Source organism: Bradyrhizobium sp. LB8.2 (assembly GCF_040548035.1).
Taxonomy (GTDB): domain Bacteria; phylum Pseudomonadota; class Alphaproteobacteria; order Rhizobiales; family Xanthobacteraceae; genus Bradyrhizobium.
The window spans coordinates 1-22,478 of record NZ_JBEPQV010000026.1 but is presented as its reverse complement, the minus strand read 5'-3'; the positions used below and the strand labels follow the sequence as shown (position 1 = coordinate 22,478).

Below are 22,478 nucleotides of genomic sequence, written 5' to 3'. Positions count from 1 at the left end.
AATGGCCGTGATTACCCGGGCTAATCATGGATGATCCGTCTGTGTATGCTTGCGGCTACAAGCCACGCATACCCAGGGCGTCATGACAGAGTTGAGTGAGCGAACCAGAGCGAACATGGACGTCGTCCTGGAGGAGACGTGCCGTCAACTGCCGCATGGCGGCGATCACGACAGCCGCAGGTTCATCGCCCAGCGCCTGATCGAGGCGGCGCAGTCAGGCCACTCCACGCTCGGTGAACTCGGCATCATCGCACGGCACGCACTGGCGGAGCTTATCGCCAAGGGCAGCTAGGCGCCGCCGCGGCGCTTGCCTCACTATGGACGACGGACATAACCTGACCGAACCCTTCCGCGCATCGAGATGCTCCGAAGATGCGGTCCGTGTTCGCGCTTTTTGCGGCTTCTGTCATCCTCTGTTGCAACGGCTCGGCCGTGGCCCAGCCGGTCGGCCAATTTCCGTTCGCGCTGACGCGTGAAGGACAGATGCTTGGCGCCGTCGAAGGCGAGGTGGCGTCGTTCAAGGGGCTGGCCTATGCGGCCGCGCCAATCGGGCCGCTGCGTTGGCGTCCGCCGCAGGCAACCGCCGAGAGTTCGGAGATGCGCACGGCCTACAAGTACGGCGCGCCGTGCCTTCAGCCGTCGCTGCCGGGCGCGAGCGAGGATTGCCTCACGCTGAACGTGTTCCGTCCGTTCGGGGTCGATGGCCCGCTGCCGGTGATGCTGTTCATCCATGGCGGCGCTTTCGTTCGCGGCACCGCGAACGATCCGCTGTTCGACGGCGGCAGGCTGGCGCAGGCCGGCCTCATCGTGGTGACCGTGAATTTTCGCCTGGGCGCGCTCGGCTGGCTCACTGAGCCCGCGCTGTCGGAAGGCGGCTCCGGCAATTACGGCCTGATGGACCAGATAGCCGCATTGCATTGGGTGCACGACAACATCGCGGCCTTCGGTGGCGATCCGAACAACGTCACCTTGTTTGGCAGCGGCGCAGGCGCGACCTCGATCGCGCTCTTGATGCTGTGTGCGCAATCGCGCGCTCTCTTTCAGAAAGCCATTCTGCAATCGGTCCCTGGCCGTGCGCGGCTGCGCTCGGCGCAAGAGGCCGAGATTGTGGGCCGGCAATTCGTCGCGGCGCTTGGTCAACAGGCTGATTTGCGCGCAGCCGAACCGCGACGCCTGATTGCCGCCGAAAAACATCTGCTGGAAAAATCGCCGCGCAGTTTTGCGCCGATGATCGACGGACGTCTGGTGAACGAGGAGATCGCCGCAGGCTTCGCGGCCGGACGTGAGGCCCGCATTCCCATGATCATCGGTTCGAACGATGACGAGACGGGTTTCGACAGCGAGCTCGATATCCGGGAGGAGCTGGCATCGTCAGGCATCACCAGCGACGAACTGCGCAAGCTCTATCCCGACCTCGCCAAACCTTCGGACCGCGCGGCAAGGTTCTACACCGACAAGGTTTTCTCGGAGCCGGTGCGGCTGCTGGCGCGGCTGCATGCCGCAAGCGGCGCGCCGACCTTCCGCTATCGCTTCGCCTATGTGCCGGAGGCACGGCGCGCCAACCCCGAAGGCGGTCACGGGCGGGAATTGCAGTTCATCTTCGGCGCAGAAGGCATGCCGGGTGCGGGCATCTTGTCACGAGGTGATCGCGAGGTCGCAAGCCGCATGCGCGCCTACTGGATCAACTTCGCCAAGAGCGGCGATCCCAACGGTCCCGACCTGCCGCAATGGGACGCTGCGGCAGGCAGCGATCGCCTGCTGCTGATCACGAATGGTCGCCTCGCGAGCGGAGACGACCCCTGGTCGGAGCGCCTGGACCGGCTCGGCCGTTAGATGAGTTGGACTTAAGCCGCGAGCTCGACGCGCGGCGCCGGGCTCAGCCGGTCTTCTTCCAGATAATCCATCGCGCCATCTCTCTCGACGGCGTAGAACTGCTGGCCTTCCCTCGACCTGTAGGCGGCGCGAACCACACCGCGGCGGCCCTTGTCACTGTTGACGACGTCCCCCAGCGCAAACTTCTTCATCTCACGTCCTTGGTCTTCTGGCCGACTCCTTCGGCCACGCCCGGATTTTGGGCGGCAAATCGTTAACGCCTTGCTAACCATACGGGTTTGCCTATGCTCGCCGCCGATCGCGCGGCTGTTACACGCGCATGCTGTCAACGAGACGAGCCCGCATCCATGACGCGATTTCCGACCCTCTTCCTGTCGCATGGCGGCGGTCCCTGGCCGTTCATGGAGGACAGGCGGGTGCAATATGCGAAGACTGCCGAGGCGTTCGGCCGGCTACCGCAGCTATTGCCGGCAAGCCCGAAGGCCGTGCTCGTCATCACCGGCCATTGGGAGGCCGAGACCTTCACGGTGACCACCTCGGCGCATCCGCCGATGGTGTACGACTATCACGGCTTTCCCGAGCACACCTATCACCTCAAATATCCGGCACCGGGCAAGCCCGAACTCGCGGCGGAAGTGAAGGCGCTGCTTGCGCGCGCCGGCCTCGATTGCCGGGAGGATCCCAATCAGGGTTTCGATCACGGCACCTTCGTGCCGCTCGGCCTGATGTATCCGAATGCCGACATGCCGATCGTGCTGCTGTCGCTGAGATCGAGCTATGACGCGGCCGAGCACATCAGGGTGGGGCAGGCGATTGCATCACTCCGGGATGAAGGCATTCTGATCGTCGGCAGCGGGCTCACCTATCACAACATGCGCGGGTTTGGCCGGGCGGAGTCCAAGCCGGTCTCGTATGATTTCGAGGCCTATCTGAACGAGGCGATCAGCAATCCGGACGCGGCGCGCCGCAACGCGATGCTGGTTGACTGGGAGAACGCGCCGAGTGCGCGTCTCGCGCATCCGCGTGAAGATCATCTGCTGCCGCTGATGGTGGCCGCCGGCGCCGCCGGCAGCGACGCGGGCAAGCGCGTCTTCGTCGACGAGGTCGCTAACGTTGCGATGGCGTCGTATGTGTTCGGGTGAACTCGTAGGGCGGATTGCGCTTCGCTAATCCACCCTGGCATCGCGCTAGCCTCACCCGTATTTCAGCTTCATGAACAAGATGCCGCCGGCGAGCAGCATGGTGATGGCGTTGGCCGCGACCAGCGGCGCGTCGCCGGAGAGCAGGCCGTAGACGAGCCAGAGCGCGAGGCCCAGCACCATGATGAGAAACATGCCGAGCGAAATGTCGCGCGCCGAGCGGGTCTTCCAGACCTTGATGACCTGCGGCGCGTAGGCGACGGTGGTGCAGGTGGCGGCGGCAAAGCCGATCAGCTTGATCGTAAGGGGTTCCATGCCGGCTCTATAGCATGGATTCGAGGACGATCAGGCCTCAGGCGCGGCGGGACGCCATCAGCCCGCGATAAAGCGCGGCATAGTCGCCGGCACGGTTGCGCCAGGACACGTCGGTCGCGAGGCCGCCCAGTTGCAGACGGCGCCAGGTCAGCTTGTCGTGGAAGGCGATGTTGGCCTTGCGCAGCGTGCCGGCGAGGGCATCCGCGGTCACGGGGCCGAACTTGAAGCCCGTGGCATCGTGGCCCGATTTATCGGCCTCGCCGATGTCGACGATGGTATCCTCGAGGCCGCCGACGCGCGAGACGATCGGCACGGCGCCATAGCGAAGCGCACAGAGCTGGGTCAGGCCGCACGGCTCGAAGCGTGACGGAACGATGAGCGCGTCTGACCCGGCCTGGATCAGATGCGCCATGATCTCGTCGTAGCCGATCACGACCCCGATCCGGCCCGGGTTCGCGCGTGCGGCGGCCTGATAGCGTTCCTGGAGATCGCGGTCGCCGCTTCCGAGCAGCGCGACCTGCATGCCTTCGCTCAGGATGGTCGGAATGGCCTCGAGCAGGAGATCAAGTCCCTTCTGCCAGGACAGGCGGCTGATGACGCCGAGCAATGGCGTCTCGTCCGAGGAATCGAGATTGAACTGCTGCTGAAGCACCGCCTTGTTCGCGGCCCGGAAGGTGAGATCCTCTGCGCCGAAGCGGTAGGCGATGTGCGGATCGGTCTGCGGATTCCACACATCGATGTCGATGCCGTTGAGAATGCCGCTCAGAACGTTGGCACGGGAGCGAAGCAAGCCGCCGAACCCCATGCCGCCCTCGTCGCTCTGGATCTCCCGCGCATAGGTCGGCGAGACCGTGGTGACGCGATCGGCGAATTGCAGGCCTGCCTTCAAAAAACTGATGCCGCCGAAATATTCGAGGTCGTCGATGCCGAGGGCGTGCCAGGGCAGGCCAATCGAACCGATCAGCTCGGGCGCGAACTTGCCCTGATAGGCCATGTTGTGGATGGTCATCACGGTGCCGGGCCGCGGTCGGCTGTCATAATGCAGATAGGCCGGCGCGAGCCCGGCCTGCCAGTCATGGGCGTGCACGACGTCGGGCACGAAGGCGGGAACGAGACCGTGGCCGATATCGGCGGCGATGCGCGACAGCGCCGCGAAGCGCACACCATTGTCCGGCCAGTCGACGCCCTCGGCGGTGACGTAGGGATTGCCCGGCCGCGCGTAGAGATGCGGCACGTCGAGCACGAACAGATCGAGCCCGTCATGCGAGCCCGCGAGCAGGCGCCCGGGGCCGCCGAAATAATCCGGCCAGCGCCGGATCTCGTCGGCTCCCCCGAGCATCCGCATCACGTCGGGATAGCCCGGCATCAGCGTGCGCATCTCGACGCCATGAGCTTTCAGCGCGAGCGGCAGCGCGCCCGCGACATCCGCGAGGCCGCCGGTCTTGACGATGGGATAGACTTCAGAGGCGACCGCGAGGACGCGAACAGGCGTCATGTATTGAGCCTGTCCAGCATCGACTGGGTGATGAGCGAAATGCCCTGTTCGGTGGTGCGGAAGCGCCTGGCGTCCAACTCGGGATCCTCGCCGACGACGAGTCCTTCCGGGATATCGACGCCGCGGTCGATCACGACGTTCTTCAAGCGCGCGCCGCGGCCGACATTGACGTAGGGCATGATCACGGCGTTCTCGACATTGGCGTAGGAGTTGACGCGTACGCCGGTGAACAGCAGCGAGCGTCGCAGCGAGGCGCCGGAAATGATGCAGCCGCCCGAGACCAGCGAACTCACGGCCTGGCCGCGTCGGCTCTCCTCGTCGTGGACGAACTTTGCCGGTGGCGTGATCTCCGAATAGGACCAGATCGGCCAGGCGCTGTCGAACAAATCGAGCTCGGGTACCACGTCGGTGAGGTCGATATTGGCGGCCCAATAGGCGTCGACCGTGCCGACATCGCGCCAATAGGCGCGGGGGTCGCTGCCGGAGCGGACGCAGGAGGTCGAGTACTGGTGCGCCATGGCGCGGCCGTTCTTGACGAGGTAGGGGATGATGTCCTTGCCGAAATCGTGGTTGGAGTTCGGATCTTCGGCGTCGCGCTTGAGCTCCTCGAACAGGAGTTTCGCGTCGAACACGTAGATGCCCATGCTGGCGAGCGAAACGTCCGGCTTTCCCGGCATCGGCGGCGGATCTTTCGGTTTTTCCAGGAACGACTTGATCCAGCCATTCTCGTCGATATGCATGATGCCGAAGCCGGAGGATTCCGCCCGCGGCATTTCGAGGCAGCCGACGGTGACGTCAGCGCCGCTCTCGACATGCTGGCGCAGCATCACCTCGTAATCCATTTTATAGACATGGTCGCCGGCGAGAACCACGATGAAGCGGCAGGCGTGGGATTCGATGATGTCGATGTTCTGGTAGACCGCATCCGCCGTGCCGACATACCACATGTTCTCGGAAACGCGCTGGCTGGCCGGGAGAATGTCGAAGCTCTCGTTGCGCTCGGGACGGAAGAAGTTCCAACCCATCTGAAGGTGCCGGATCAGGCTGTGCGCCTTGTACTGGGTGGCGACTGCGATGCGGCGGATGCCCGAGTTCACCGCGTTCGACAGCGCGAAATCGATGATGCGGGATTTTCCGCCGAAATAGACCGCAGGCTTGGCGCGCCGGTCGGTCAGCTCCAGGAGCCGGCTGCCGCGTCCGCCGGCCAGGACGAACGCCAGGGCCTGACGGGCAAGCGGCTCGGGTCTCGCGGCACTCATGTCATCCTCCCACAACTCTGGCGCTCGCCAGAAGCCTCCCGGCCGCGCACTTCGGAACCGATAGTAACGGCACGAATAGTCAATCGGGAAGGTGGTTGTTGGTTGCGAATGCGCGGGAAGCTTAATGCTTTGCCGGGTCTGCGGCCTCCGGTCTGATGACAATTGAGGCATCCCATCTTGTGCGGTGCACGCAATCGGAGGCGCGACTTTTGAGCCTTTGACTTGGCGCAAGGATGCCCGATCATGCGACCGCGATCCTCTTCCGAGCGAAACGTCAAACAGGGAGTGAGGCGATGAGTATCTGGAAAATGACAATTGCCTGTTCGCTGGCGGGTGCGGTGATGGCCGGCCAGGTCGAGCAGGCGGCAGCAGCTCCGCTGCCGACCAATGTCGCGACCATGAAGGCCGCGGTCGGCGATGATGTTACGCAGGTGTACTGGCGCGGCCGAGGTTTTGGATGGGGTATTGGCGGCCTCGCGGCCGGCGCGATCATCGGCAGCGCCATCGCCAGCAGCGCGCCTTATGGCTATGGATATGGCGGCGGCCCATACTATGGGGGCGGCTATGGATATCCGGGCCCGGGCTACGGTTATGCGCCCGTCTATTATGGCGGCGGCTACGGATCCGGTTATGCTTATGGTCCGGGTTACGGTTATGGCGGCTACTACGCGCGTCCACGCTACTACGGCTATCGCGCCTATCGTCCATATTACGGTCCGCGCTACGGCTACTACCGGCCGTACCGGGCCTATCATCGCGGATATTGGTGATCGATCAAACAGGCGGAGCGCCTCGCCGCAGCGCGACGATGCTGAAGAGGTTTGAAGGCCGCTGCACGCAAGCGGTCCGATCGGCTTGCGCGCGTTGAACCCGGTGATGCGGCACAACGAGCCGGCCATGCCCGCCCGCGACAATCCCGATGCAGATCGCGACGATGATCGCGATCTCGATGCACCATTCGAGCGGTCCCGAGGTCATGGCAGCGCGATGGTGTTGGTGAGATCGGGCCCGGACAGGCCCGGGCCGCCGCACGCAAGATAGATGGCGACGAGAAAGATGCGGCTGAGGACGGTGACGCTCAATAGGACCCTGACGTCGTAATGGCGAATGGCAAAAGCGAGAGGCGAGATCGCCAGGTGTTTTAAAATGCTCATGGCCAACTCCTTGCCGGAATTCAGGCATCGACTGCCTGTCGACTGAAATGACAGTGTGATGAAAAGGCCGTCCGACGCCTTGCCGGCGTCTCTGAAGTGGACAGGCCAATGCTAGTGCCGGCGCAGGGCGCAGGTCTTTAGCGCGCCCTTACATTTGGCTGAGCTTTCCCTTAAGATCGGGGAGCATCCGGGGGTTGGAGCCGTGCGTAGAGACGCGCTTGCCTTTGGTGAATTCCGCCTCGACCGGGCCAACGCGCTATTGTGGCGAGGCGGGGAGCGGATCGCGCTGGCGCCGAAGCCGTTCGAGGTTCTTTGCTATCTTGTCGGTCGGCCCGGTGCGCTCGTCACCAAGGAAGAGTTGCTCGACGCGGTCTGGTCCGATCTGCACGTCAGCGAGTCGAGCCTCGCCGTTGCCGTGAACACGCTGCGCTCCGTGCTCGGCGACGACAGGCAGTCCCCCAACTACATCGAGACGGTGACGCGGCGCGGCTATCGCTTCATTGCGCCGGTCGCGACCGCCGAATTGCCTGCGATCGAGCGGCCAGCCGAAGAGGAGGCGACTTCCGCCACGGAGCACGCCGTCGATCGACGCCGGCACTGGAGGGTAGGCCGCACTGGGGCACTCGAGACGCTGGACAAGGCGTTGCAACTCGCTCGTACCGGACAGCGTCAGATCGTCTTCATCACCGGCGAGGCCGGGATCGGAAAAACCACCCTCTTGCAAATGACGCTCGACAGGATGAACCAGCAGGGGCTGGGCGTGCTGCACTGTAGCTGCAACGAGTTGTTCGGCACTCATGAGGCCTTTCTTCCGCTGATCGGAGCGCTGAACGAGTGCTGCCGTCGAACCGATGGAGCATCGCTGCTGACTTCCATACGCGAGCACGCGCCGACCTGGCTCGCGCAAATGCCCGGATTCCTCGGCGAAGCAGACCGGGCCGCATTCCAGCATGAAGTCTTTGGCGCAACCCGGGAGCGCATGCTGCGCGAATTTGCCGATCTCATGGAACATCTCGCCGTCAGGCGACCATGGGTGATCATCCTGGAAGATCTGCATTGGAGCGACGTTGCCACCGTGGATGTGCTCTCCCGGCTTGCGCGCCGGGATCGGAGGGCGGCTATCCTCGTGCTGGCCACCTATCGGCCGATGGAAGTCGCCGTCGGCGGACATCCTATCCGTGCCGTTCACCAGGACTTGCGGATTCACGGACACGCCACCGAGCTCGCGCTCGATCGACTAACCGGCATCGACGTCGAACGTTATCTTTCCCTGCGCTTCAACTCGGCCGATTTTGCCAGAGAGCTGGTCGAGCGCATCTTCGCGAGAACCGGCGGGCATCCTCTGTTCGTGTCGTCTCTCCTCGATCATCTCGTGGCGCAAGGCGCGCTTGTCGAGCACGAATTGGGCTGGCGGCTGGTCAGCGAAGACGCGGCCTCGCAGGACAGCATGCCGCGCGATCTGGAAGGAATGATCAAGCAGCAAATTGATCACCTCACCGTGGACGAGCGCAGCCTGCTCGAGGTTGCCAGTGCGGCGGGAGCTGAGTTTTCTGCGCTCCATATCGCCGGTGCGCTGGACCGTCCCGTGCTGGATGTCGAGGAGATGTGCGAGGATCTGGCGCGGACCGATCGCATTATCGTCGTTGCCGGCATGACTGAGTGGCCGAGCGGAGGTGTCTCCGGTCGCTATGCGTTCCAGCACGCGCTCTACCAGGAGATCCTGTACCAGCGGCTCGCGCCGGCACGCCGCACGAAAACCCATGCGCTACTTGGGGCGGGGCTCGAGCAGGGCTACGGGCCGCAGGCTCCGGAGATCGCCGCCGTTCTCGCGCGCCACTTCGAACTGGGCCGCGATTTCCCGAAAGCGATGCATTATCTGGGCGCGGCCGCCGAGGGCTCGGCGCGAAGGTTCAGCACACGCGAGGCCGCCAATTACCTGTCCCGTGCTTTGGAACTGGTGCCGCATTTGCCCCCGGAGTTTCGGGTGACAGCACGGCTGAAATTGCTGCTTCAGCGCGCCTGGGCCTGGCGGGCCAGTGGAGATTTCCTGAATTCCCTGCAGGATCTCAGCGCAGTCGTCGCCCACGCGGCGGAGAACGGACACGTGCGCGAAGAGGTGAACGCACTGGTCGACCTCAGCAGATTCTGTCTTTACGTCGATCGACGCCAGAGCCTGCCTGTTGCGGAACAGGCTCTTGTAAAGAGCCGGGCGATCGACGACGCCGCGTTCAGCGCTCTGGTCCAGGGGAACGTTGCCAATTTGAAGCTGATGCTCCGCGGCTGGGATCGCGAGAATGCGGACCTTGCCGAGCATGCGTCAGCACTGATCACCGGAGAACAGGATCTGAGCATGCGGCTGCGACGCTGCTCGATGGAGATGGTGCTGGAGTTCTTGCGTGCGAATTATCCGGCCTGCTGCGATGCGACGACCAGGGGCAAGGAGCTCGCCCGCCTGGTCGGTGACGTCTATCTGTTCGTACTCTATGAAACGGTCGAGGCGTTTGCCCAGATTTATCACGGTGAATGGGGGCAGGCGCAACGAAACGTCGTCTCCGCGTTGGCCATCTCGGAGCGAAATGCAAATCCGCAGGCCGTCGCGCTGTGTCATCTCGCGATCGGATGGCTGTATTCCGAGGCCGAGGAATATGGGAGCGCGTCACGGCGTGCGGAGGATGCGCTCGGCCCGATGATCGAGGCCAATCCGTTCACCTTCTTCGTTGGCAGGAACCTGCTGGCGCGAGCTTATGTCAGGATGGGCGACCTGACTCGGGCGCGGCAGCATCTCGATGCGATGGAGCGGCGAATGGAGGTCGATCGCGTGCCGATGGAGTCGCTGGTCATCCCCCACTATCTGCTGACTTGCTGCGACTATTGGATCGCGATCGGCGATCTGGATCGCGCCCAGAGTTCGGCCAGCCAGTTTCATGAGGTGACGAGCGCGGCACCCGACCGCCCGTTTCTCGCGCTGTGCCACGAGGTCATGGCAAGAATTGCGATCCTGAAGCAGGATGTGCAACTCGCCGGCGAACATTTGTCGACGGCAATTTCGATCGTCCGCCATGCCAGGTTGCCGCATGCCACCTGGCGGGTTTATCGCACGACCGCAGCGCTTTATGCGGGCCTTGGACAAACGCAAAGGGCTGCCAAGTGGCGGGACCGCTCCGGCCAGGTGATCGGATCGCTGGCAGCGACGCTTGATCCCGGCGATCCGCTGCGATCGGCGTCCTTTTTCGACGCAGGCCGGGACACCCGGCTCGATAGTGCGGAACGGTGATCGGGCTCAATCCGGCAGGTCCGCGATCTGTCGCGGTTCTCCGGGTTGTTGCTTGACCGTGTGTTGATTTTGCTGCTGCCGCAGCGTGCGGGAGGCACGGTAGGCATCCCTGCGCAATCGCATGATCGAGCCGAGCGGCTGATGCGCCGCGAGACATCGCCATGGATCGAACGAAAGCACCTCGTCGGAATAGACGCGACGCGCGGGGCTGTCGGCGGTCTGTCGCGGAAGCGTGATCTTGCCGAGTGCTTGCGGCGGGGCGACGTCTTCGGGCCAGTCGATCGAGGCATCTTCGATCGGCGTTTGCTCCAGGTCGGTGCAGAGCTGGGCAAATAGTTCGTACTCGGCCGCATTGTCCTTGAAGAAGGCAACGACAGTGTTCAGCACGGCATTATCGGCATCGTGGCAGGGCTGGCCGGTGAGCCGGCGGACCGAGGCCGAGAGCGGCACCAGGCGAAGCCTTGCGATATAATCGCCAAACCGCAGTGCTCCCTCTGTGTGAAAGGTTTCTCCAAGAATGTTGCTGCCGGCATCACCAAGTGCTTTCAAGACTATCGGGATCGGAATGCCTGTTCTGTCCGATGCGGCGACCAGGATGCGCGCGACAAAGCCTATGGGTCCATACGCCAGATCCGGCAGGATCAGGCTGCGCTCGACCTTGTGCTGCGCGCGCATATAGGCCATCGCATCCGCGAAATAGCTGGGGTGATTGACGAGCAGAAGATCCTGGTTCGTCGAGTCGTCGTCGCCGAGCGCCTTAAGCCCAGTCGCGTCCAAGACCTTGATGGCAAACCCCCGCGGCGAACGTACGCGATCGCTCCTGTTGAACGCGGTGGAGAGGCGGACGATGATCGGGAAGTGGCCAGCCTGTTTGAACAGGCCCTGGCGCAGATGATCCGGCAAATCGTCGTAGACGATCAGCTCGCCGCGGAGATAGCCGGCGCCTTTGGCGTGCTGCTGCCGGGTCCCATGCTTGTCGTTGTGAAAAGTGCGAGCGCTCGTTCGCGAGATCGAGGCAACGATCGCCTCGACGGCCTCCGCTTCCTCCGGCCGGATTTGTTCGACGGACGGATCGTAACGAAGATACTAACCGGCTGACATGGCGCTGATCTCCCAGCCCGAAGGTCGCCTTCCCATTGCAAGCGTCGACGGCCGCAGGGCGAGTTCCACTGTAAGCCCGTCCAGTCGGGATCGGCAATCGGAGAACGAGCTGCGGTTGCCTGGACAAGCCGTGGGATGAGGCATCCTGTTACCGACGAGATCACAGGGTCGATGCTAGGCCAGTGGCGTCTCGTAAGTCCTTATGGGCTCCTTATGTTGTCCTGATCTTTTCCTTAAGGCCCGGCCAGCGAGCGGCGACGTTGGCCGGCGTCTAAAGTGACAGCCACACGATCAGGCCCATGCAAGCGAAATGCGCGAGCACGATCGCGGCGAGATGCAGTGGGCCAGCCTTGAGGCGAAGCCTTCGCATCCCGCCGCCTCCTAGTTCGATCCTGCGGCCGCAGCGGTGAAGCTGCGGTCGACGGCTTTGCTGATGTCGAGCTTCTTCGGCAGGATGCCGTAGCGCGTCGAGCGGTCGGAGGCTTCCTGCACCTCCTTCACGACGTTCTCGTCGATCACGATCGGGCTGGTGCGCTGCGCGGTGTAGGCCGAGAGCAGCACGTCCTCCGGCAGCTTGGTTAGTTCGGCCGTGCTCTTGGCATATTCGCCGAGATGATCCAGCGACCACAGCCGCGCCTTGTTCAGCCGCTGCACGAGGTCCTGCACCGCCGCGCGCTTGCTAGTGATGGCGCTGTCAGAGGCGACGATAAAGGTGATGGTCGGCGTCAGGCCCTCACCATCGGCGATCACGCGAGCGTTGTCCTTGAGCGTCGCGAACGAGACGTAGGGCTCCCACACTGCCCAGGCATCGATCGAGCCCGCGACCAACGCGATCTTGGCGTCGACCGGGCCGAGCGGCGCGAAAGTCGCGTCCTCCAGCTTGATCTGCGCCTTCTCCAGCGTGGCGTCGATCAGGAACTGGCCCCAGCCGCCGCGCGTGCCGGCAAGGCGTTTTCCCTTGAGGTCGGCGGCCGATTTGATCGGCGAATCCTGGCGTACGAGAATGGCTTGTGTCTTCGCATCCGACCTTGTGCCGCCGATCGCCTTGATCGGCGCGCCGGCCGCGTAGACGGAAAGGAACGAGAGGTCGCCGGTGTAGCCGACGTCGAGTGCGCCGGCGTTGAGCGCCTCCAGGATCGGCGCAGCCGCGGGGAATTCCGACCATTCGATCTTGTAAGGCAGATCCTTCGCGTAGCCAGAGATCTCGAGCAGCGAGCGATTGCCGCCCTTCTGGTCGCCGACGCGCAGCACGATTGCGTCGGCTGCGAATGACGTCGCGGCCGTCGACAGGGTGATGGCGGCAGCAAGCAGCGATGCGGCGAGCCGGCGGGTGACGGAATGGTGGAGGGAGTTGATGCTCATGTTGCCTGTCTTGTTGCTTTGCTCACGACGCGTGAGCGAACGATCCAGCGAGACGATCAAGTCTATGGTCGCGCGATGCGCAGTCAATGAAATGGCTAACCGTATTGCGCGCGCGATGGGCAAGGACGTTTTAGCGAGGAGCTGCTTTCGAGAACGTGCGGTGTGCGCCACTGATGCTGCGCAAGAATGAAGCAAGAGAGGGAGTAGGCCAGCACGCTGCCAACCGATGCATCGGAAGAAATCCTTTCATCGTCCCGGCCGCGCCGATGGAGAGAATGACTTCGCTTCGCGCAACATTCGAAAATCCATTTCATTGACGATGCGGCGAGCACGCCGCATGATTTGCGCATCGCATCAACGAGGCGCAGCAGGCGCCGGCGAAAAGATTTTCTCTCAACGCAGCTCCGCACGGAACAGGCGCAACGCAAATTGTTGTGCAGACGGCGGAGCCGTGCCAGCGCAGGAGTGGGGACGGATGAACGACGACATCAAGCACGGCGGATCGAGGCTCGACCGGCGTCACCTGCTCCAGGCGGGGCTCGCGGCGGCATTCGCGGCGCCGCTCGGCGCCCTCGGTGCGGCACAGGCTTTTGTGCCGCGCGGGATTGCGTCCGGCGTCGACTTCTCGGAGTTTCCGCTGTGCCGGACGGCGTCAGATGCGCCCGCGCTCACCGGTGCGCCGCGTAAGCTGAAGCTGTCGTGGAATGCCGGCGCGGTCTGCCTTGCACCGCTGCCGGTCGCCATCGAGCACGGTTTCTTCCAGAAGCAGAATCTCGACGTCGAGCTCGTCAACTATTCCGGATCGACCGACCAGCTGCTAGAGGCGATCGCAACGGGAAAGAGCGATGCCGGTCTCGGCATGGCGCTGCGCTGGCTGAAGCCGCTCGAGCAGGGCTTTGACGTCAAGATCGCCGCCGGCACCCATGGCGGCTGCATGCGCGTGCTGACGCGCGCCGACTCCAACGTGAGCAAGCTGGCCGACCTCAAGGGCAAGATCGTCGCGGTCGGCGATCTCGGCGGTCCCGACAAGAATTTCTTTTCGATCCAGCTGGCAAAGCTCGGCATCGATCCCAACAAGGACGTCGACTGGCGCGCCTATCCCGGCAACCTCCTCAACGTAGCCGTCGAGAAAGGCGAGGTACAGGCGTTCCTGTCGTCCGACCCACTCGGCTATCTCTGGCTCAAGGACAGCCAGTACAAGGAAGTCGCCTCCAATCTCGACGGCGAATACCGCGACAAGAGCTGCTGCATCGTCGGCTTGCGCGGCAGTCTGGTGCGCGAGGAGCCGCAGGTCGCGCGCGCCATCACGCAGGCGCTGCTCGACGCCGCCATGTTCACCTCGCAGAACCCGACAGTGGCGGCAAAATCGTTCCAGCCCTACGCGCCCAAGACGGCATCGCTCGCCGATATCGAAGGCATGGTGCGCTACCACACTCACCACCATCACCCCGTCGGCGAAGTCCTGAAGCGCGAGCTCAAGGCCTATGCCGACGATCTCAAGAGCGTGCAGGTCTTCAAACAGAGTACCGATACGGCCAAATTCGCGGAGCGCATTTATGTCGACGTATTCGCTGTCTGACGGCCTTGCGTCCGGCGCGCCGCCTCTCTCTCGCGCGCCGCTGCTTGCGAGCTGGGTCCGTGAATCCAGCGTTGGCATTCTCGCCAGCGTGGCGTGGATCGCCTTCGGCCTGTCCTGCCTGTGGTGGGAGGACGTCGGCGATTGGTCGCGAACCCATTCGCTCGGCATTGCCGCCTTTGTCATCGCGGCCGTCGCGCTGTTCGGGACCGTCGCCGCCGACTATCTCGGCTCGGCCGGCCGAGCCTTGCGCCAGCGTGCGCCGTGGCTCGTCGTGCTCGGCGTTTTGATGACCCTGTGGGAAGTCGCGACCGCGAAATTCGCCTGGCTGCCATTGCCGTTCTTCCCGCCGCCACAGTCGATCATCGAGGTCTATACCGACGATCTGCCAAAACTGCTCGACAGCGTGTTCGCCTCGGTCAAGCTCCAGCTCGGCGGCTATCTGATCGGCGCGACAGTCGGCTTCCTGACCGGCGTCTCGATCGGTTGGTCGCGCGCCGTCGGCTATTGGGTGCATCCGGTGCTGCGCTTCATCGGCCCGCTGCCGGCGACCGCCTGGCTGCCGATCGCCTTCTTCACCTTCCCGTCGAGCTGGAGCGCCTCGACCTTTCTGATTGCGCTGGCAACCGGCTTCCCGGTCACCGTGCTGACCTGGTCGGGCGTCGCGAGTGTGAGCAACGCCTATTACGACGTCGCGCGGACACTCGGCGCAAAGCCGTCCTTCCTGGTGCTGAAGGTCGCGATCCCCGCGGCATTGCCGCATGTCTTCGTCGGCCTGTTCATGGGGCTCGGCTCGTCCTTTGCCGTATTGGTCGTCGCCGAGATGATCGGCGTCAAGGCCGGGCTCGGCTGGTACCTGCAATGGGCGCAGGGCTGGGCGGCCTACGCCAACATGTATGCGGCGCTGATCGTGATGTCGCTGCTCTGCTCCGGCGCGATCACGCTGTTGTTCGCGATCCGCGATCGCCTGCTGGTCTGGCAGAGGGGAACCGTAAAATGGTAGCCGCAACTGCACTGGCCGAAATCGACGCTCACCCGGCCGCAGGTGCCGCGCTCGACATCGAGCAGGTCAGCCACGCCTTCGACATCGACGGTGCCGAGTTGCCGGTGCTCAGCGACGTCAGCCTCTCCGTGGAGCCGGGCGAGTTCGTCGCGCTGCTCGGCCCCTCCGGCTGCGGCAAGTCGACCTTGCTGCGCCTCGTCGCAGGCCTCGACAAGCCCAGGTCCGGAACGCTGCGCGAGGACAAGGCTCGCATCACGCGACCGCACCCGTCGCGCGTTGTCGTGTTCCAGGATCCGACATTGTTTCCCTGGCGTACGGTGTGGGACAACGTCGCACTGGGGCTGGAGGCGCAGGGCATCTTGAAGAGCCAGCGTCATCGCGTCGATGCCGCGCTCGATCTCGTGGGGCTATCGTCCTTCCGCAATGCCTATCCGCACCAGCTCTCAGGCGGCATGGCGCAGCGCGTCGCGCTGGCCCGCGCGCTGGTCAACGATCCCAAAATCCTCATCCTCGACGAACCGCTCGGAAAGCTCGATTCGCTGACCCGCATCACCATGCAGGCCGAGTTGGTCTCGTTGTGGCAGCGCAAGGGTTTTACCACGCTGCTGGTGACGCATGACGCCGAGGAGGCGCTGGTGCTCGCCAACCGCCTCATCGTGTTCAGCGACCGCCCGGCGCGGGTCAAGGCCGACATCCGTGTCGACCGGCCCTATCCGCGCCATCGCGGCGATCCGTATCTGGCCGATCTGCGCCGCCAGATTCTTGGCCTGCTGGGACTGGACGCCACATGGTGAGTTCGATAGCCAAGGGGCCCGTGGGCCATAGCGAGCCCGACTACATCGCACGTGCCGAGGCGCTGGCCGGGGCCTTCGCCGCGCGCGCGGCCGAACACGACCGCACCGGCAGCTTCCCGTTCGAGAATTTTCGCGAGCTGTCCGACGCAGGCCTGCTGTCGCTGACGGTGCCGGCCGCCCATGGCGGGGCCGGAGCGGGCGCACAATATGCCGCACGCGTCCTCGGCATCATCGGCAAGGCTGATCCGTCGACCGCGCTGGTGTTGTCGATGCACTACATCAATCATCTGGTGATGGCACGGAGCCCGACCTGGCCGGCGCGACTGTCGCGCAAGCTTGCGCGCGAGAGCGTCGAAGGCCTTGCGCTCGTCAACGCGCTTCGCGTCGAGCCCGAACTGGGCTCGCCTGCGCGCGGCGGACTGCCCGCGACCATTGCACGTCGCACCGAAACCGGCTGGCGGCTTTCCGGCCACAAGATCTATTCGACGGGCTCGCCGATCCTGAAATGGTATCTGGTGTGGGCGCGGACGGACGAAGCCGAGCCGCGCGTCGGACAGTTTTTGGTGTCGGCGGGCCTGCCGGGCACCCGCATCGTCGAAACCTGGGATCATCACGGCCTGCGCGCCAGCGGCAGCCACGACGTCATCTTCGACGACGTCGTGATCCCCCTCGATGCGGAAGCCGATGTGCGCAAGCCGGCGGACTGGCGCGCACCTGATGTCGCGCAGGCGACCGTGCATACAATCTTCGTCGCTGCGATCTATGACGGCGTGGCTCGGGCTGCACGCGACTGGCTGGTCGCGTTCCTGAAGCAGCGGGTGCCGGCCAACCTCGGTGCGCCGCTTGCGACCTTGCCGCGCGCGCAGGAGATCCTCGGCGCGATCGAGGCACGGCTCGCGGTCAATGCGCGGCTGATCGCATCCTTCGCCGGTGATTTCGATGACGGCATCGCGCTCTCGGCGGCCGAGTCCAATGTCATCAAGCTGACGGTGACCAACAACGCCGTCGCTGCGGTCGAGGACGCCTTGTCGCTGACCGGAAATCATGGCCTCTCCCGCGCCAATCCGGTGGAGCGGCACTATCGCGACGTCCTGTGCGGCCGCGTGCACACGCCGCAGGACGATTCCACGCGCACCGGCCTCGGCCGTGCCGCATTGGGATTCTAGCTTTCAGAAAACAAACAGGGAGACGATCATGTCGATCGAGTTCATCGGTTTCATCAGCAACAACAATTCGTCCGAGACCGTCGTTCGCGAGGGACCGATCCTCAACCCGACCCACATCGAGACGGTGGCGAAGGCGCATGAGAATGCCGGCTTCGACCGCGCGCTGCTGGCGTTTCATTCAACGACGCCCGATGCGCTTCAGGTCGCCCAGCACGTCCTCGGTGCGACCGGCCGCCTCAACGTGCTGATCGCGCAGCGCCCGGGCTTCACCGCCCCGACCTTGTTGGCGCGGCAATTTGCGGCGCTCGACCAGTTCTCCCGCGGACGCGTCGCGCTCCACGTCATCACCGGCGGGAACGCCACCGAGCTGCGGCAGGACGGCAATACGCTGGACGACAAGGACGAGCGCTACGCGCGCACCTCGGAATTTCTTGATGTCCTCAAGCTGGAATGGACCAGCGACAAGCCCTTCACCTACAAGGGCAAGCACTATCAGGTCGAGAACGCTTTTTCGCAGGTGAAGCCGTATCGCCCAGAGGGCATCCGGATCTATTTCGGCGGCGCCTCGGATGCGGCGATCGACGTCGCCGGCAAGCACGCCGACACCTTTGCGCTGTGGGGTGAATCCTATGCGCAGGTGCGCGACGTCACCTCACGCGTCCATAACGCGGCCGTCAGGCAGGGCCGTCCGACGCCACGCTTCAGCCTCTCGGTGCGGCCGATCATTGCCCCGACCGAGAAGCAGGCCTGGGAAAAGGCGGAAGAGATTCTTGCGCGCGCCACCGCGCTCCAGGACAAGACCGGCTATCGCAAGCCCGCCGACGGCCACGCCACGGCCGGCGCACGGCGCCTGCTCTCGCTCGCCGACCAGGGCAGCCGCATCGACAAACGGCTCTGGACGGAGATCGCAAAGCTCACCGGCGCCAACAGCAACACCACGGCGCTGGTCGGTACGCCGGAGCAGGTCGCGGAAGTCTTCGGCGACTATTACGACCTCGGCATCAGCCATTTCCTGATCCGCGGCTTCGATCCCCTGATCGACGCCATCGAATATGGCCGCGAGCTGATCCCGCTGACGCGCGAGCTGGTCGCCAAGCGTCAGGCCGTTCGCGGCGAGGCGGCGGAATGATCCGCCTCATGCTGGCCGGCGCGCTGCTGTTCGGCTCGCTCGAGCTGGCGGCGGCGCAGACCACCTTGCGCGTCGGCGACCAGAAGGGCAATTCGCAGGCGGTCATGGAAGCGGCCGGCGTGCTGAAGGACGTTCCATACAAGATCGAGTGGAAGGAGTTTCCGGCGGCCGCGCCACTGCTGGAAGCGCTGAGCGCTGGCGCGATCGAGACCGGGCTCGTGGGCGACGCACCCTTCACCTTCGCCGCCGCCTCTGGCGCGCCGGTGAAAGCGATTGCCGCGATCCGGCAGACGCGCGAGGGCCTCGCCATTCTCGTGCCCGAGAACTCGCCGATCAAGAGTTTCGCCGATCTGCGCGGCAAGAAGATCGCAACCGGCCGTGGCTCGATCGGCCATCAACTGATCCTGGCCGCGATCGAGAAGAACGGCTGGAGTGCGGCCGACGTGCAGATTGCCTTCCTGGCGCCATCGGACGCCAAGATCGCCTACACGCAAGGCTCCGTCGACGCGTGGTCGACCTGGGAGCCTTATGTCAGCCAGGAGGAGGTGCTGTTCAAATCGCGCCGCGTCATCACCTCGGAGGGCCTGACACCGGGGCTGAGCTTTCAAGTGGCGCGGCCCGATGCCATCCGCGCCAAGCGCGCGGAGCTGACCGACTTCATCCGGCGCCTCACCGCGGCGCGGGCGTGGTCGCTGAACAATGTCGAGAGCTATGCCGCGACGTGGGGCAGGCTGATGAACATCCCGACCGCCGTGCCGCAGAATTGGCTGTCACGCGCAAAGATCAGGATCGCGCCGATCGACGACGGCGTGGTCGCGGACGAGCAGAGCACGATCGATCTCTATTTTCGCTGGGGCCTGATCAAGCAGAAGCTGGATGCGACCGAGATCGTGGATCGCTCGTTCTCGGATGCGATCGCGAAGGCAGGGTTGTAGGAACAGCTCTCGTGTCCCGGACGCGGCGCAGCGTGCAACGCTGCTCCGCAGAGCCGGGACCCATGTTGCACAGAAATGCTCGGCGATATGGGCCCCGGCTCAGCAGCGCACCGCTGAAGAAGCGCTGCGCTGCGTCCGGGGCACGAAACCTCACATGCCTCTCAAGTGTCCGTGAAGCGGAGAGAGCACCTCCTAATCCGATTGCCTTCTTCGAAACGTTCCTTCTGCATTCCTTGCTCCCGACAACACCTCCATTGCTATTTGCACCGTCTCCCTTGCGCCACGCGCGGTCCCCTCAAAAATCTTCCAGACGACCACATCGGGAGACCGGCCATGGGCCTGCAAGAAACAAAGATCGAATCGCTTCCCTTCGTCACCGCCGAACTCAACTATCTCGCGCCGGTTTCGGGCAAACCGCGCACCTACGCCTTCGATCCGCCGCCGGGCGAGCCCAAGAGCACGTCGTTGCCGGAGCCGCATCAGGTGCCGATCTTCGATGCGCGCCTGATCGCGCAAAATATCTCGCTCGATCGCGAAGGCTTTGCGCTGGTGCGGCATCCGAGCCTGGTGAAGGATTTCAACAACGATGAAGAGGTGAGGGCGGTCTACTATCCCGTCGTCGAGGCCTTTCTGCGCGCAACGCTGAAAGCCGGCCGCGTCTTCATCTTCGACCATACCGTGCGCAGGCGGGTCGAGGGCGCCGCGGACATTCGCGACGGCGGTCCGCGTCAGCCGGCAACGCGCGTCCATGTCGACCAGACCGCGATCTCCGGCGCCAATCGCGTGCGCGAACATCTGCCCGACGAAGCCGAAGAGCTGCTGAAGGGACGCGTGCAAGTGATCAACCTCTGGCGGCCGATTCGCGGTCCCTTGCGCGATTCACCCTTGGCGATGGCCGACGGCACGACGGTTGCGCCCGACGATCTCGTCGCCTCCGATCTGATCTATCCCAACCGTCGCGGCGAGACTTATTCGGTGAAATACAATCCGAACCATCGCTGGTTCTATTTCCCCAAGATGACGGCCGAGGAAGCGCTGCTGCTCAAGTGCTACGATTCCGCAACCGATGGCCGCACGCGCTTCGGGCCTCACACGGCCTTCGTCGATCCGACCACGCCGGCGGATGCGGCGCCGCGCGAGAGCATCGAGGTCCGGACGCTCGTGTTCCACAAACGGTAACAATGTGTGATGGCGCTGCCGGGCGTCGCCCGGCAACGGCTCAGGAACCCACGGGAACCAACAAACGTTTGCTGCGCGGGCCAGGGCCAACCGGGAGCGGTGCCGTGCGAGCGCAGACCACGCTATTTTCTTGCCTTGCCACTTTTTCGCTTTCTGCTGTTTCCTTTGCCCACGCCGAGAGCGGGCTTGCCTCCTATTACGGATACGGAAAAGCCGGGAAAGGCGAGCTGACCTGCGCGCACCGGACGCGGCCCTTCGGAAGCGTGCTGAGGGTGTCTTACGGGAGCCGCTCGATTCAGTGCCGCGTCAACGATCGCGGCCCGTTCATCCGCGGCCGTATCGTTGACCTCTCCGTTCCCGCCGCTCGTGCGCTCGGCATGATGAGCGCCGGCGTGGTGCGGGTCTCGGTGGAATAGACCTGCCGGCGCGCTATAGTGCGGCCCAAAGCATGGGTAAGGGGGCGCTATGGCAAAGATCAGGGTGGGACTCGTCGGCTGCGGCTTCGTGTCGGAGCTGCATATGTATGCGTTCCGGCGCGTCTACGGCGTGGATGTCGAGGTCGCGGCGGTCGCTGCGCGCGGCGACCGCGTCGTCGAATTCGCCGGCCGCCACCAGATCCCGCGGGTCTATCGCAGCTTCACTGAGCTGATCGCAGACCGCGAACTCGACGTCATCGACATCTGCACGCCGCCCAATCTGCATGCCGAAATGATCGTGGCCGCCATGCAAGCCGGCAAGCACGTGATCTGTGAAAAACCCTTCGCCGGCTATTTTGGCCGCGCGGGCGACGAGCAGCCGATCGGCAAGCATGTGCCGAAGGCGCTGATGTACGAGCGCGTGCTGGAGGAGATGGACGCGACACGGGCTGCGATCGAACGTACCGGAAAGCTCTTCATGTATGCCGAGGACTGGATCTACGCACCCGCGGTGACCAAGACCGCGGAGATCATCAGGGCGACGAAAGACAAAATCCTGTTCATGAAGGGCGAGGAGAGTCATTCCGGCTCGCATGCGGCCCATGCCGCGCAATGGGCGATGACCGGCGGCGGCTCGTTGATCCGGATGGGCTGCCATCCGCTCTCCGCCGTGCTGTATCTCAAGCAGGTTGAAGCCAAGGCGCGTGGCGAGACTATCCGCGTCGCCAGCGTCACCGGCGATGTCGGCAATGTCACGGCCAACCTCAAGCCGGAGGAGCGCACTTACATCAAGGCCAATCCCGTCGACGTCGAGGATTGGGGCACACTCACCGCCACCTTCTCGGACGGCACCAAGGCCACCGTGTTCTCCGGCGACATGATCATGGGCGGCGTGCGCAATCTGATCGAGACCTATACGTCAGGCGGCTCGCTGTTCGCCAACATCACGCCGAACACGCATCTGATGAGCTACCAGACCTCCGAAGAGAAGCTCGCCTCGGTCTACATCACCGAAAAAGTCGACCGCAAGACCGGCTGGCAATATGTCTGCCTCGAGGAGGAATGGACGCGCGGCTATCTCCAGGAAATCCAGGACTTCATGGAATGCGCCGCGAGCGGAAGGCCGCCGCTGTCCGACCTGGCGCTGGCGTATGAGACGATCAAGGTGAACTACGCCGGCTATTGGGCGGCGGAGGAGGGGCGAAGGGTGGTGTTGTAGGGCGAGCGGCGAGCCACCCTCTCCCACAAGGGGACTATCGAATTCACACATATTGCGGAGGAATTTGATTGCTGATTCCGTGAGTTGAGTGATGATTCGCGGGAGCGAGCGATGTCTGGGATGGATTAC

At 64.1% G+C, this 22,478-nt stretch carries 21 protein-coding genes; 14 read left to right on the top strand and 7 right to left on the bottom strand.

Annotated features, from left to right (window positions below; translation table 11 throughout):
* The first annotated feature begins 115 nt into the window (after positions 1-115).
* The gene (locus ABIB06_RS27065; RefSeq protein WP_247341430.1) at positions 116-292 is read left to right on the top strand and encodes a hypothetical protein; all 177 of its coding nucleotides are present in this window, start codon (positions 116-118) and stop codon (positions 290-292) included.
* Between the two features lie 80 nt (positions 293-372).
* Positions 373-1,833, top strand: coding sequence for a carboxylesterase/lipase family protein (locus ABIB06_RS27060; protein ID WP_354051088.1), 1,461 nt, complete (start codon positions 373-375; stop codon positions 1,831-1,833).
* A gap of 11 nt (positions 1,834-1,844) precedes the next feature.
* Here the strand turns inward: ABIB06_RS27060 and ABIB06_RS27055 are convergent, their stop codons facing one another.
* A complete protein-coding gene (locus ABIB06_RS27055) occupies positions 1,845-2,024 on the bottom strand; it encodes a hypothetical protein (protein ID WP_247329577.1) in 180 nt (59 codons plus the stop codon).
* Positions 2,025-2,180: 156 nt separating this feature from the next.
* On the opposite strand from ABIB06_RS27055, the gene ABIB06_RS27050 reads away from it, so the two are divergent.
* The gene (locus tag ABIB06_RS27050; RefSeq protein WP_354051090.1) at positions 2,181-2,975 is read left to right on the top strand and encodes a DODA-type extradiol aromatic ring-opening family dioxygenase; all 795 of its coding nucleotides are present in this window, start codon (positions 2,181-2,183) and stop codon (positions 2,973-2,975) included.
* Positions 2,976-3,026: 51 nt separating this feature from the next.
* Here ABIB06_RS27050 and ABIB06_RS27045 read toward each other — a convergent pair whose 3' ends face one another.
* The 3 genes from ABIB06_RS27045 to glgC are packed head-to-tail and all read right to left on the bottom strand — an operon-like array spanning position 3,027 to position 6,041.
* Positions 3,027-3,287 (bottom strand): SemiSWEET transporter, encoded by a 261-nt coding sequence (locus tag ABIB06_RS27045; RefSeq protein WP_247341438.1) that lies wholly within the window; start codon positions 3,285-3,287, stop codon positions 3,027-3,029.
* A 37-nt stretch (positions 3,288-3,324) separates the two neighbouring features.
* Positions 3,325-4,782: a glycogen synthase GlgA gene (glgA, locus tag ABIB06_RS27040; protein WP_354051093.1), complete on the bottom strand. Its 1,458-nt coding sequence runs from the start codon at positions 4,780-4,782 to the stop codon at positions 3,325-3,327.
* Positions 4,779-6,041 (bottom strand): glucose-1-phosphate adenylyltransferase, encoded by a 1,263-nt coding sequence (gene glgC, locus ABIB06_RS27035; protein ID WP_354051095.1) that lies wholly within the window; start codon positions 6,039-6,041, stop codon positions 4,779-4,781. Before glgC ends, glgA begins: the two co-directional genes overlap by 4 nt.
* A gap of 293 nt (positions 6,042-6,334) precedes the next feature.
* Between glgC and ABIB06_RS27030 the strand changes: the two genes are divergently transcribed.
* Positions 6,335-6,811: a hypothetical protein gene (locus ABIB06_RS27030; RefSeq protein ID WP_354051097.1), complete on the top strand. Its 477-nt coding sequence runs from the start codon at positions 6,335-6,337 to the stop codon at positions 6,809-6,811.
* 204 nt (positions 6,812-7,015) lie between these two features.
* Here the strand turns inward: ABIB06_RS27030 and ABIB06_RS27025 are convergent, their stop codons facing one another.
* Positions 7,016-7,195 carry a hypothetical protein gene (locus tag ABIB06_RS27025; protein ID WP_354051099.1) on the bottom strand — a complete coding sequence of 60 codons (180 nt, stop codon included), beginning with the start codon at positions 7,193-7,195 and terminating at the stop codon, positions 7,016-7,018.
* 202 nt (positions 7,196-7,397) lie between these two features.
* On the opposite strand from ABIB06_RS27025, the gene ABIB06_RS27020 reads away from it, so the two are divergent.
* A complete protein-coding gene (locus ABIB06_RS27020) occupies positions 7,398-10,469 on the top strand; it encodes an ATP-binding protein (RefSeq protein ID WP_354051101.1) in 3,072 nt (1,023 codons plus the stop codon).
* Between the two features lie 6 nt (positions 10,470-10,475).
* Here ABIB06_RS27020 and ABIB06_RS27015 read toward each other — a convergent pair whose 3' ends face one another.
* Together ABIB06_RS27015 and ABIB06_RS27010 are read right to left on the bottom strand one after the other, a co-directional pair.
* A complete protein-coding gene (locus tag ABIB06_RS27015; RefSeq protein WP_354051122.1) occupies positions 10,476-11,525 on the bottom strand; it encodes a catalase family protein in 1,050 nt (349 codons plus the stop codon).
* A 426-nt stretch (positions 11,526-11,951) separates the two neighbouring features.
* Positions 11,952-12,932: an ABC transporter substrate-binding protein gene (locus ABIB06_RS27010; protein ID WP_354051103.1), complete on the bottom strand. Its 981-nt coding sequence runs from the start codon at positions 12,930-12,932 to the stop codon at positions 11,952-11,954.
* A gap of 475 nt (positions 12,933-13,407) precedes the next feature.
* Between ABIB06_RS27010 and ABIB06_RS27005 the strand changes: the two genes are divergently transcribed.
* The 9 genes from ABIB06_RS27005 to ABIB06_RS26965 all read left to right on the top strand — a co-directional run bounded on the left by ABIB06_RS27005 (position 13,408) and on the right by ABIB06_RS26965 (position 22,349).
* Positions 13,408-14,511, top strand: coding sequence for an ABC transporter substrate-binding protein (locus ABIB06_RS27005; protein WP_354051104.1), 1,104 nt, complete (start codon positions 13,408-13,410; stop codon positions 14,509-14,511).
* Complete coding sequence (locus ABIB06_RS27000) at positions 14,489-15,511, top strand: ABC transporter permease (RefSeq protein ID WP_354051106.1); 1,023 nt, start codon at positions 14,489-14,491, stop codon at positions 15,509-15,511. The genes ABIB06_RS27005 and ABIB06_RS27000 overlap by 23 nt, the downstream gene beginning before the upstream one ends.
* A complete protein-coding gene (locus tag ABIB06_RS26995; RefSeq protein ID WP_354051108.1) occupies positions 15,505-16,305 on the top strand; it encodes an ABC transporter ATP-binding protein in 801 nt (266 codons plus the stop codon). The genes ABIB06_RS27000 and ABIB06_RS26995 overlap by 7 nt, the downstream gene beginning before the upstream one ends.
* On the top strand, positions 16,299-17,471 hold the full coding sequence (locus tag ABIB06_RS26990) for an acyl-CoA dehydrogenase family protein (RefSeq protein ID WP_354051110.1): 1,173 nt from the start codon (positions 16,299-16,301) through the stop codon (positions 17,469-17,471). Before ABIB06_RS26995 ends, ABIB06_RS26990 begins: the two co-directional genes overlap by 7 nt.
* Positions 17,472-17,499: 28 nt before the next feature.
* Positions 17,500-18,600, top strand: a complete 1,101-nt coding sequence (locus ABIB06_RS26985) for an LLM class flavin-dependent oxidoreductase (RefSeq protein ID WP_354051111.1) — start codon at positions 17,500-17,502, stop codon at positions 18,598-18,600.
* Entirely contained in the window at positions 18,597-19,535 is a 939-nt protein-coding gene (locus tag ABIB06_RS26980) for an ABC transporter substrate-binding protein (protein WP_354051113.1), read from the top strand. The genes ABIB06_RS26985 and ABIB06_RS26980 overlap by 4 nt, the downstream gene beginning before the upstream one ends.
* A 333-nt stretch (positions 19,536-19,868) precedes the next feature.
* The gene (locus ABIB06_RS26975) at positions 19,869-20,714 is read left to right on the top strand and encodes a CmcJ/NvfI family oxidoreductase (RefSeq protein ID WP_354069477.1); all 846 of its coding nucleotides are present in this window, start codon (positions 19,869-19,871) and stop codon (positions 20,712-20,714) included.
* 104 nt (positions 20,715-20,818) lie between these two features.
* Positions 20,819-21,130 (top strand): septal ring lytic transglycosylase RlpA family protein, encoded by a 312-nt coding sequence (locus tag ABIB06_RS26970; protein ID WP_247341471.1) that lies wholly within the window; start codon positions 20,819-20,821, stop codon positions 21,128-21,130.
* Positions 21,131-21,179: 49 nt separating this feature from the next.
* A complete protein-coding gene (locus tag ABIB06_RS26965) occupies positions 21,180-22,349 on the top strand; it encodes a Gfo/Idh/MocA family protein (RefSeq protein WP_354051117.1) in 1,170 nt (389 codons plus the stop codon).
* Positions 22,350-22,478 lie beyond the last annotated feature (129 nt).

Bases quoted from the DNA above. Each gene is read 5' to 3' on its own strand.
- ABIB06_RS27065 (WP_247341430.1), top strand. From the start codon at position 116: ATGGACGTCGTCCTGGAGGAGACGTGCCGTCAACTGCCGCATGGCGGC.
- ABIB06_RS27060 (WP_354051088.1), top strand. From the start codon at position 373: ATGCGGTCCGTGTTCGCGCTTTTTGCGGCTTCTGTCATCCTCTGTTGC.
- ABIB06_RS27055 (WP_247329577.1), bottom strand. From the start codon at position 2,024: ATGAAGAAGTTTGCGCTGGGGGACGTCGTCAACAGTGACAAGGGCCGC.
- ABIB06_RS27050 (WP_354051090.1), top strand. From the start codon at position 2,181: ATGACGCGATTTCCGACCCTCTTCCTGTCGCATGGCGGCGGTCCCTGG.
- ABIB06_RS27045 (WP_247341438.1), bottom strand. From the start codon at position 3,287: ATGGAACCCCTTACGATCAAGCTGATCGGCTTTGCCGCCGCCACCTGC.
- glgA (WP_354051093.1), bottom strand. From the start codon at position 4,782: ATGACGCCTGTTCGCGTCCTCGCGGTCGCCTCTGAAGTCTATCCCATC.
- glgC (WP_354051095.1), bottom strand. From the start codon at position 6,041: ATGAGTGCCGCGAGACCCGAGCCGCTTGCCCGTCAGGCCCTGGCGTTC.
- ABIB06_RS27030 (WP_354051097.1), top strand. From the start codon at position 6,335: ATGAGTATCTGGAAAATGACAATTGCCTGTTCGCTGGCGGGTGCGGTG.
- ABIB06_RS27025 (WP_354051099.1), bottom strand. From the start codon at position 7,195: ATGAGCATTTTAAAACACCTGGCGATCTCGCCTCTCGCTTTTGCCATT.
- ABIB06_RS27010 (WP_354051103.1), bottom strand. From the start codon at position 12,932: ATGAGCATCAACTCCCTCCACCATTCCGTCACCCGCCGGCTCGCCGCA.
- ABIB06_RS27005 (WP_354051104.1), top strand. From the start codon at position 13,408: ATGAACGACGACATCAAGCACGGCGGATCGAGGCTCGACCGGCGTCAC.
- ABIB06_RS27000 (WP_354051106.1), top strand. From the start codon at position 14,489: ATGTCGACGTATTCGCTGTCTGACGGCCTTGCGTCCGGCGCGCCGCCT.
- ABIB06_RS26995 (WP_354051108.1), top strand. From the start codon at position 15,505: ATGGTAGCCGCAACTGCACTGGCCGAAATCGACGCTCACCCGGCCGCA.
- ABIB06_RS26990 (WP_354051110.1), top strand. From the start codon at position 16,299: ATGGTGAGTTCGATAGCCAAGGGGCCCGTGGGCCATAGCGAGCCCGAC.
- ABIB06_RS26985 (WP_354051111.1), top strand. From the start codon at position 17,500: ATGTCGATCGAGTTCATCGGTTTCATCAGCAACAACAATTCGTCCGAG.
- ABIB06_RS26980 (WP_354051113.1), top strand. From the start codon at position 18,597: ATGATCCGCCTCATGCTGGCCGGCGCGCTGCTGTTCGGCTCGCTCGAG.
- ABIB06_RS26975 (WP_354069477.1), top strand. From the start codon at position 19,869: ATGGGCCTGCAAGAAACAAAGATCGAATCGCTTCCCTTCGTCACCGCC.
- ABIB06_RS26965 (WP_354051117.1), top strand. From the start codon at position 21,180: ATGGCAAAGATCAGGGTGGGACTCGTCGGCTGCGGCTTCGTGTCGGAG.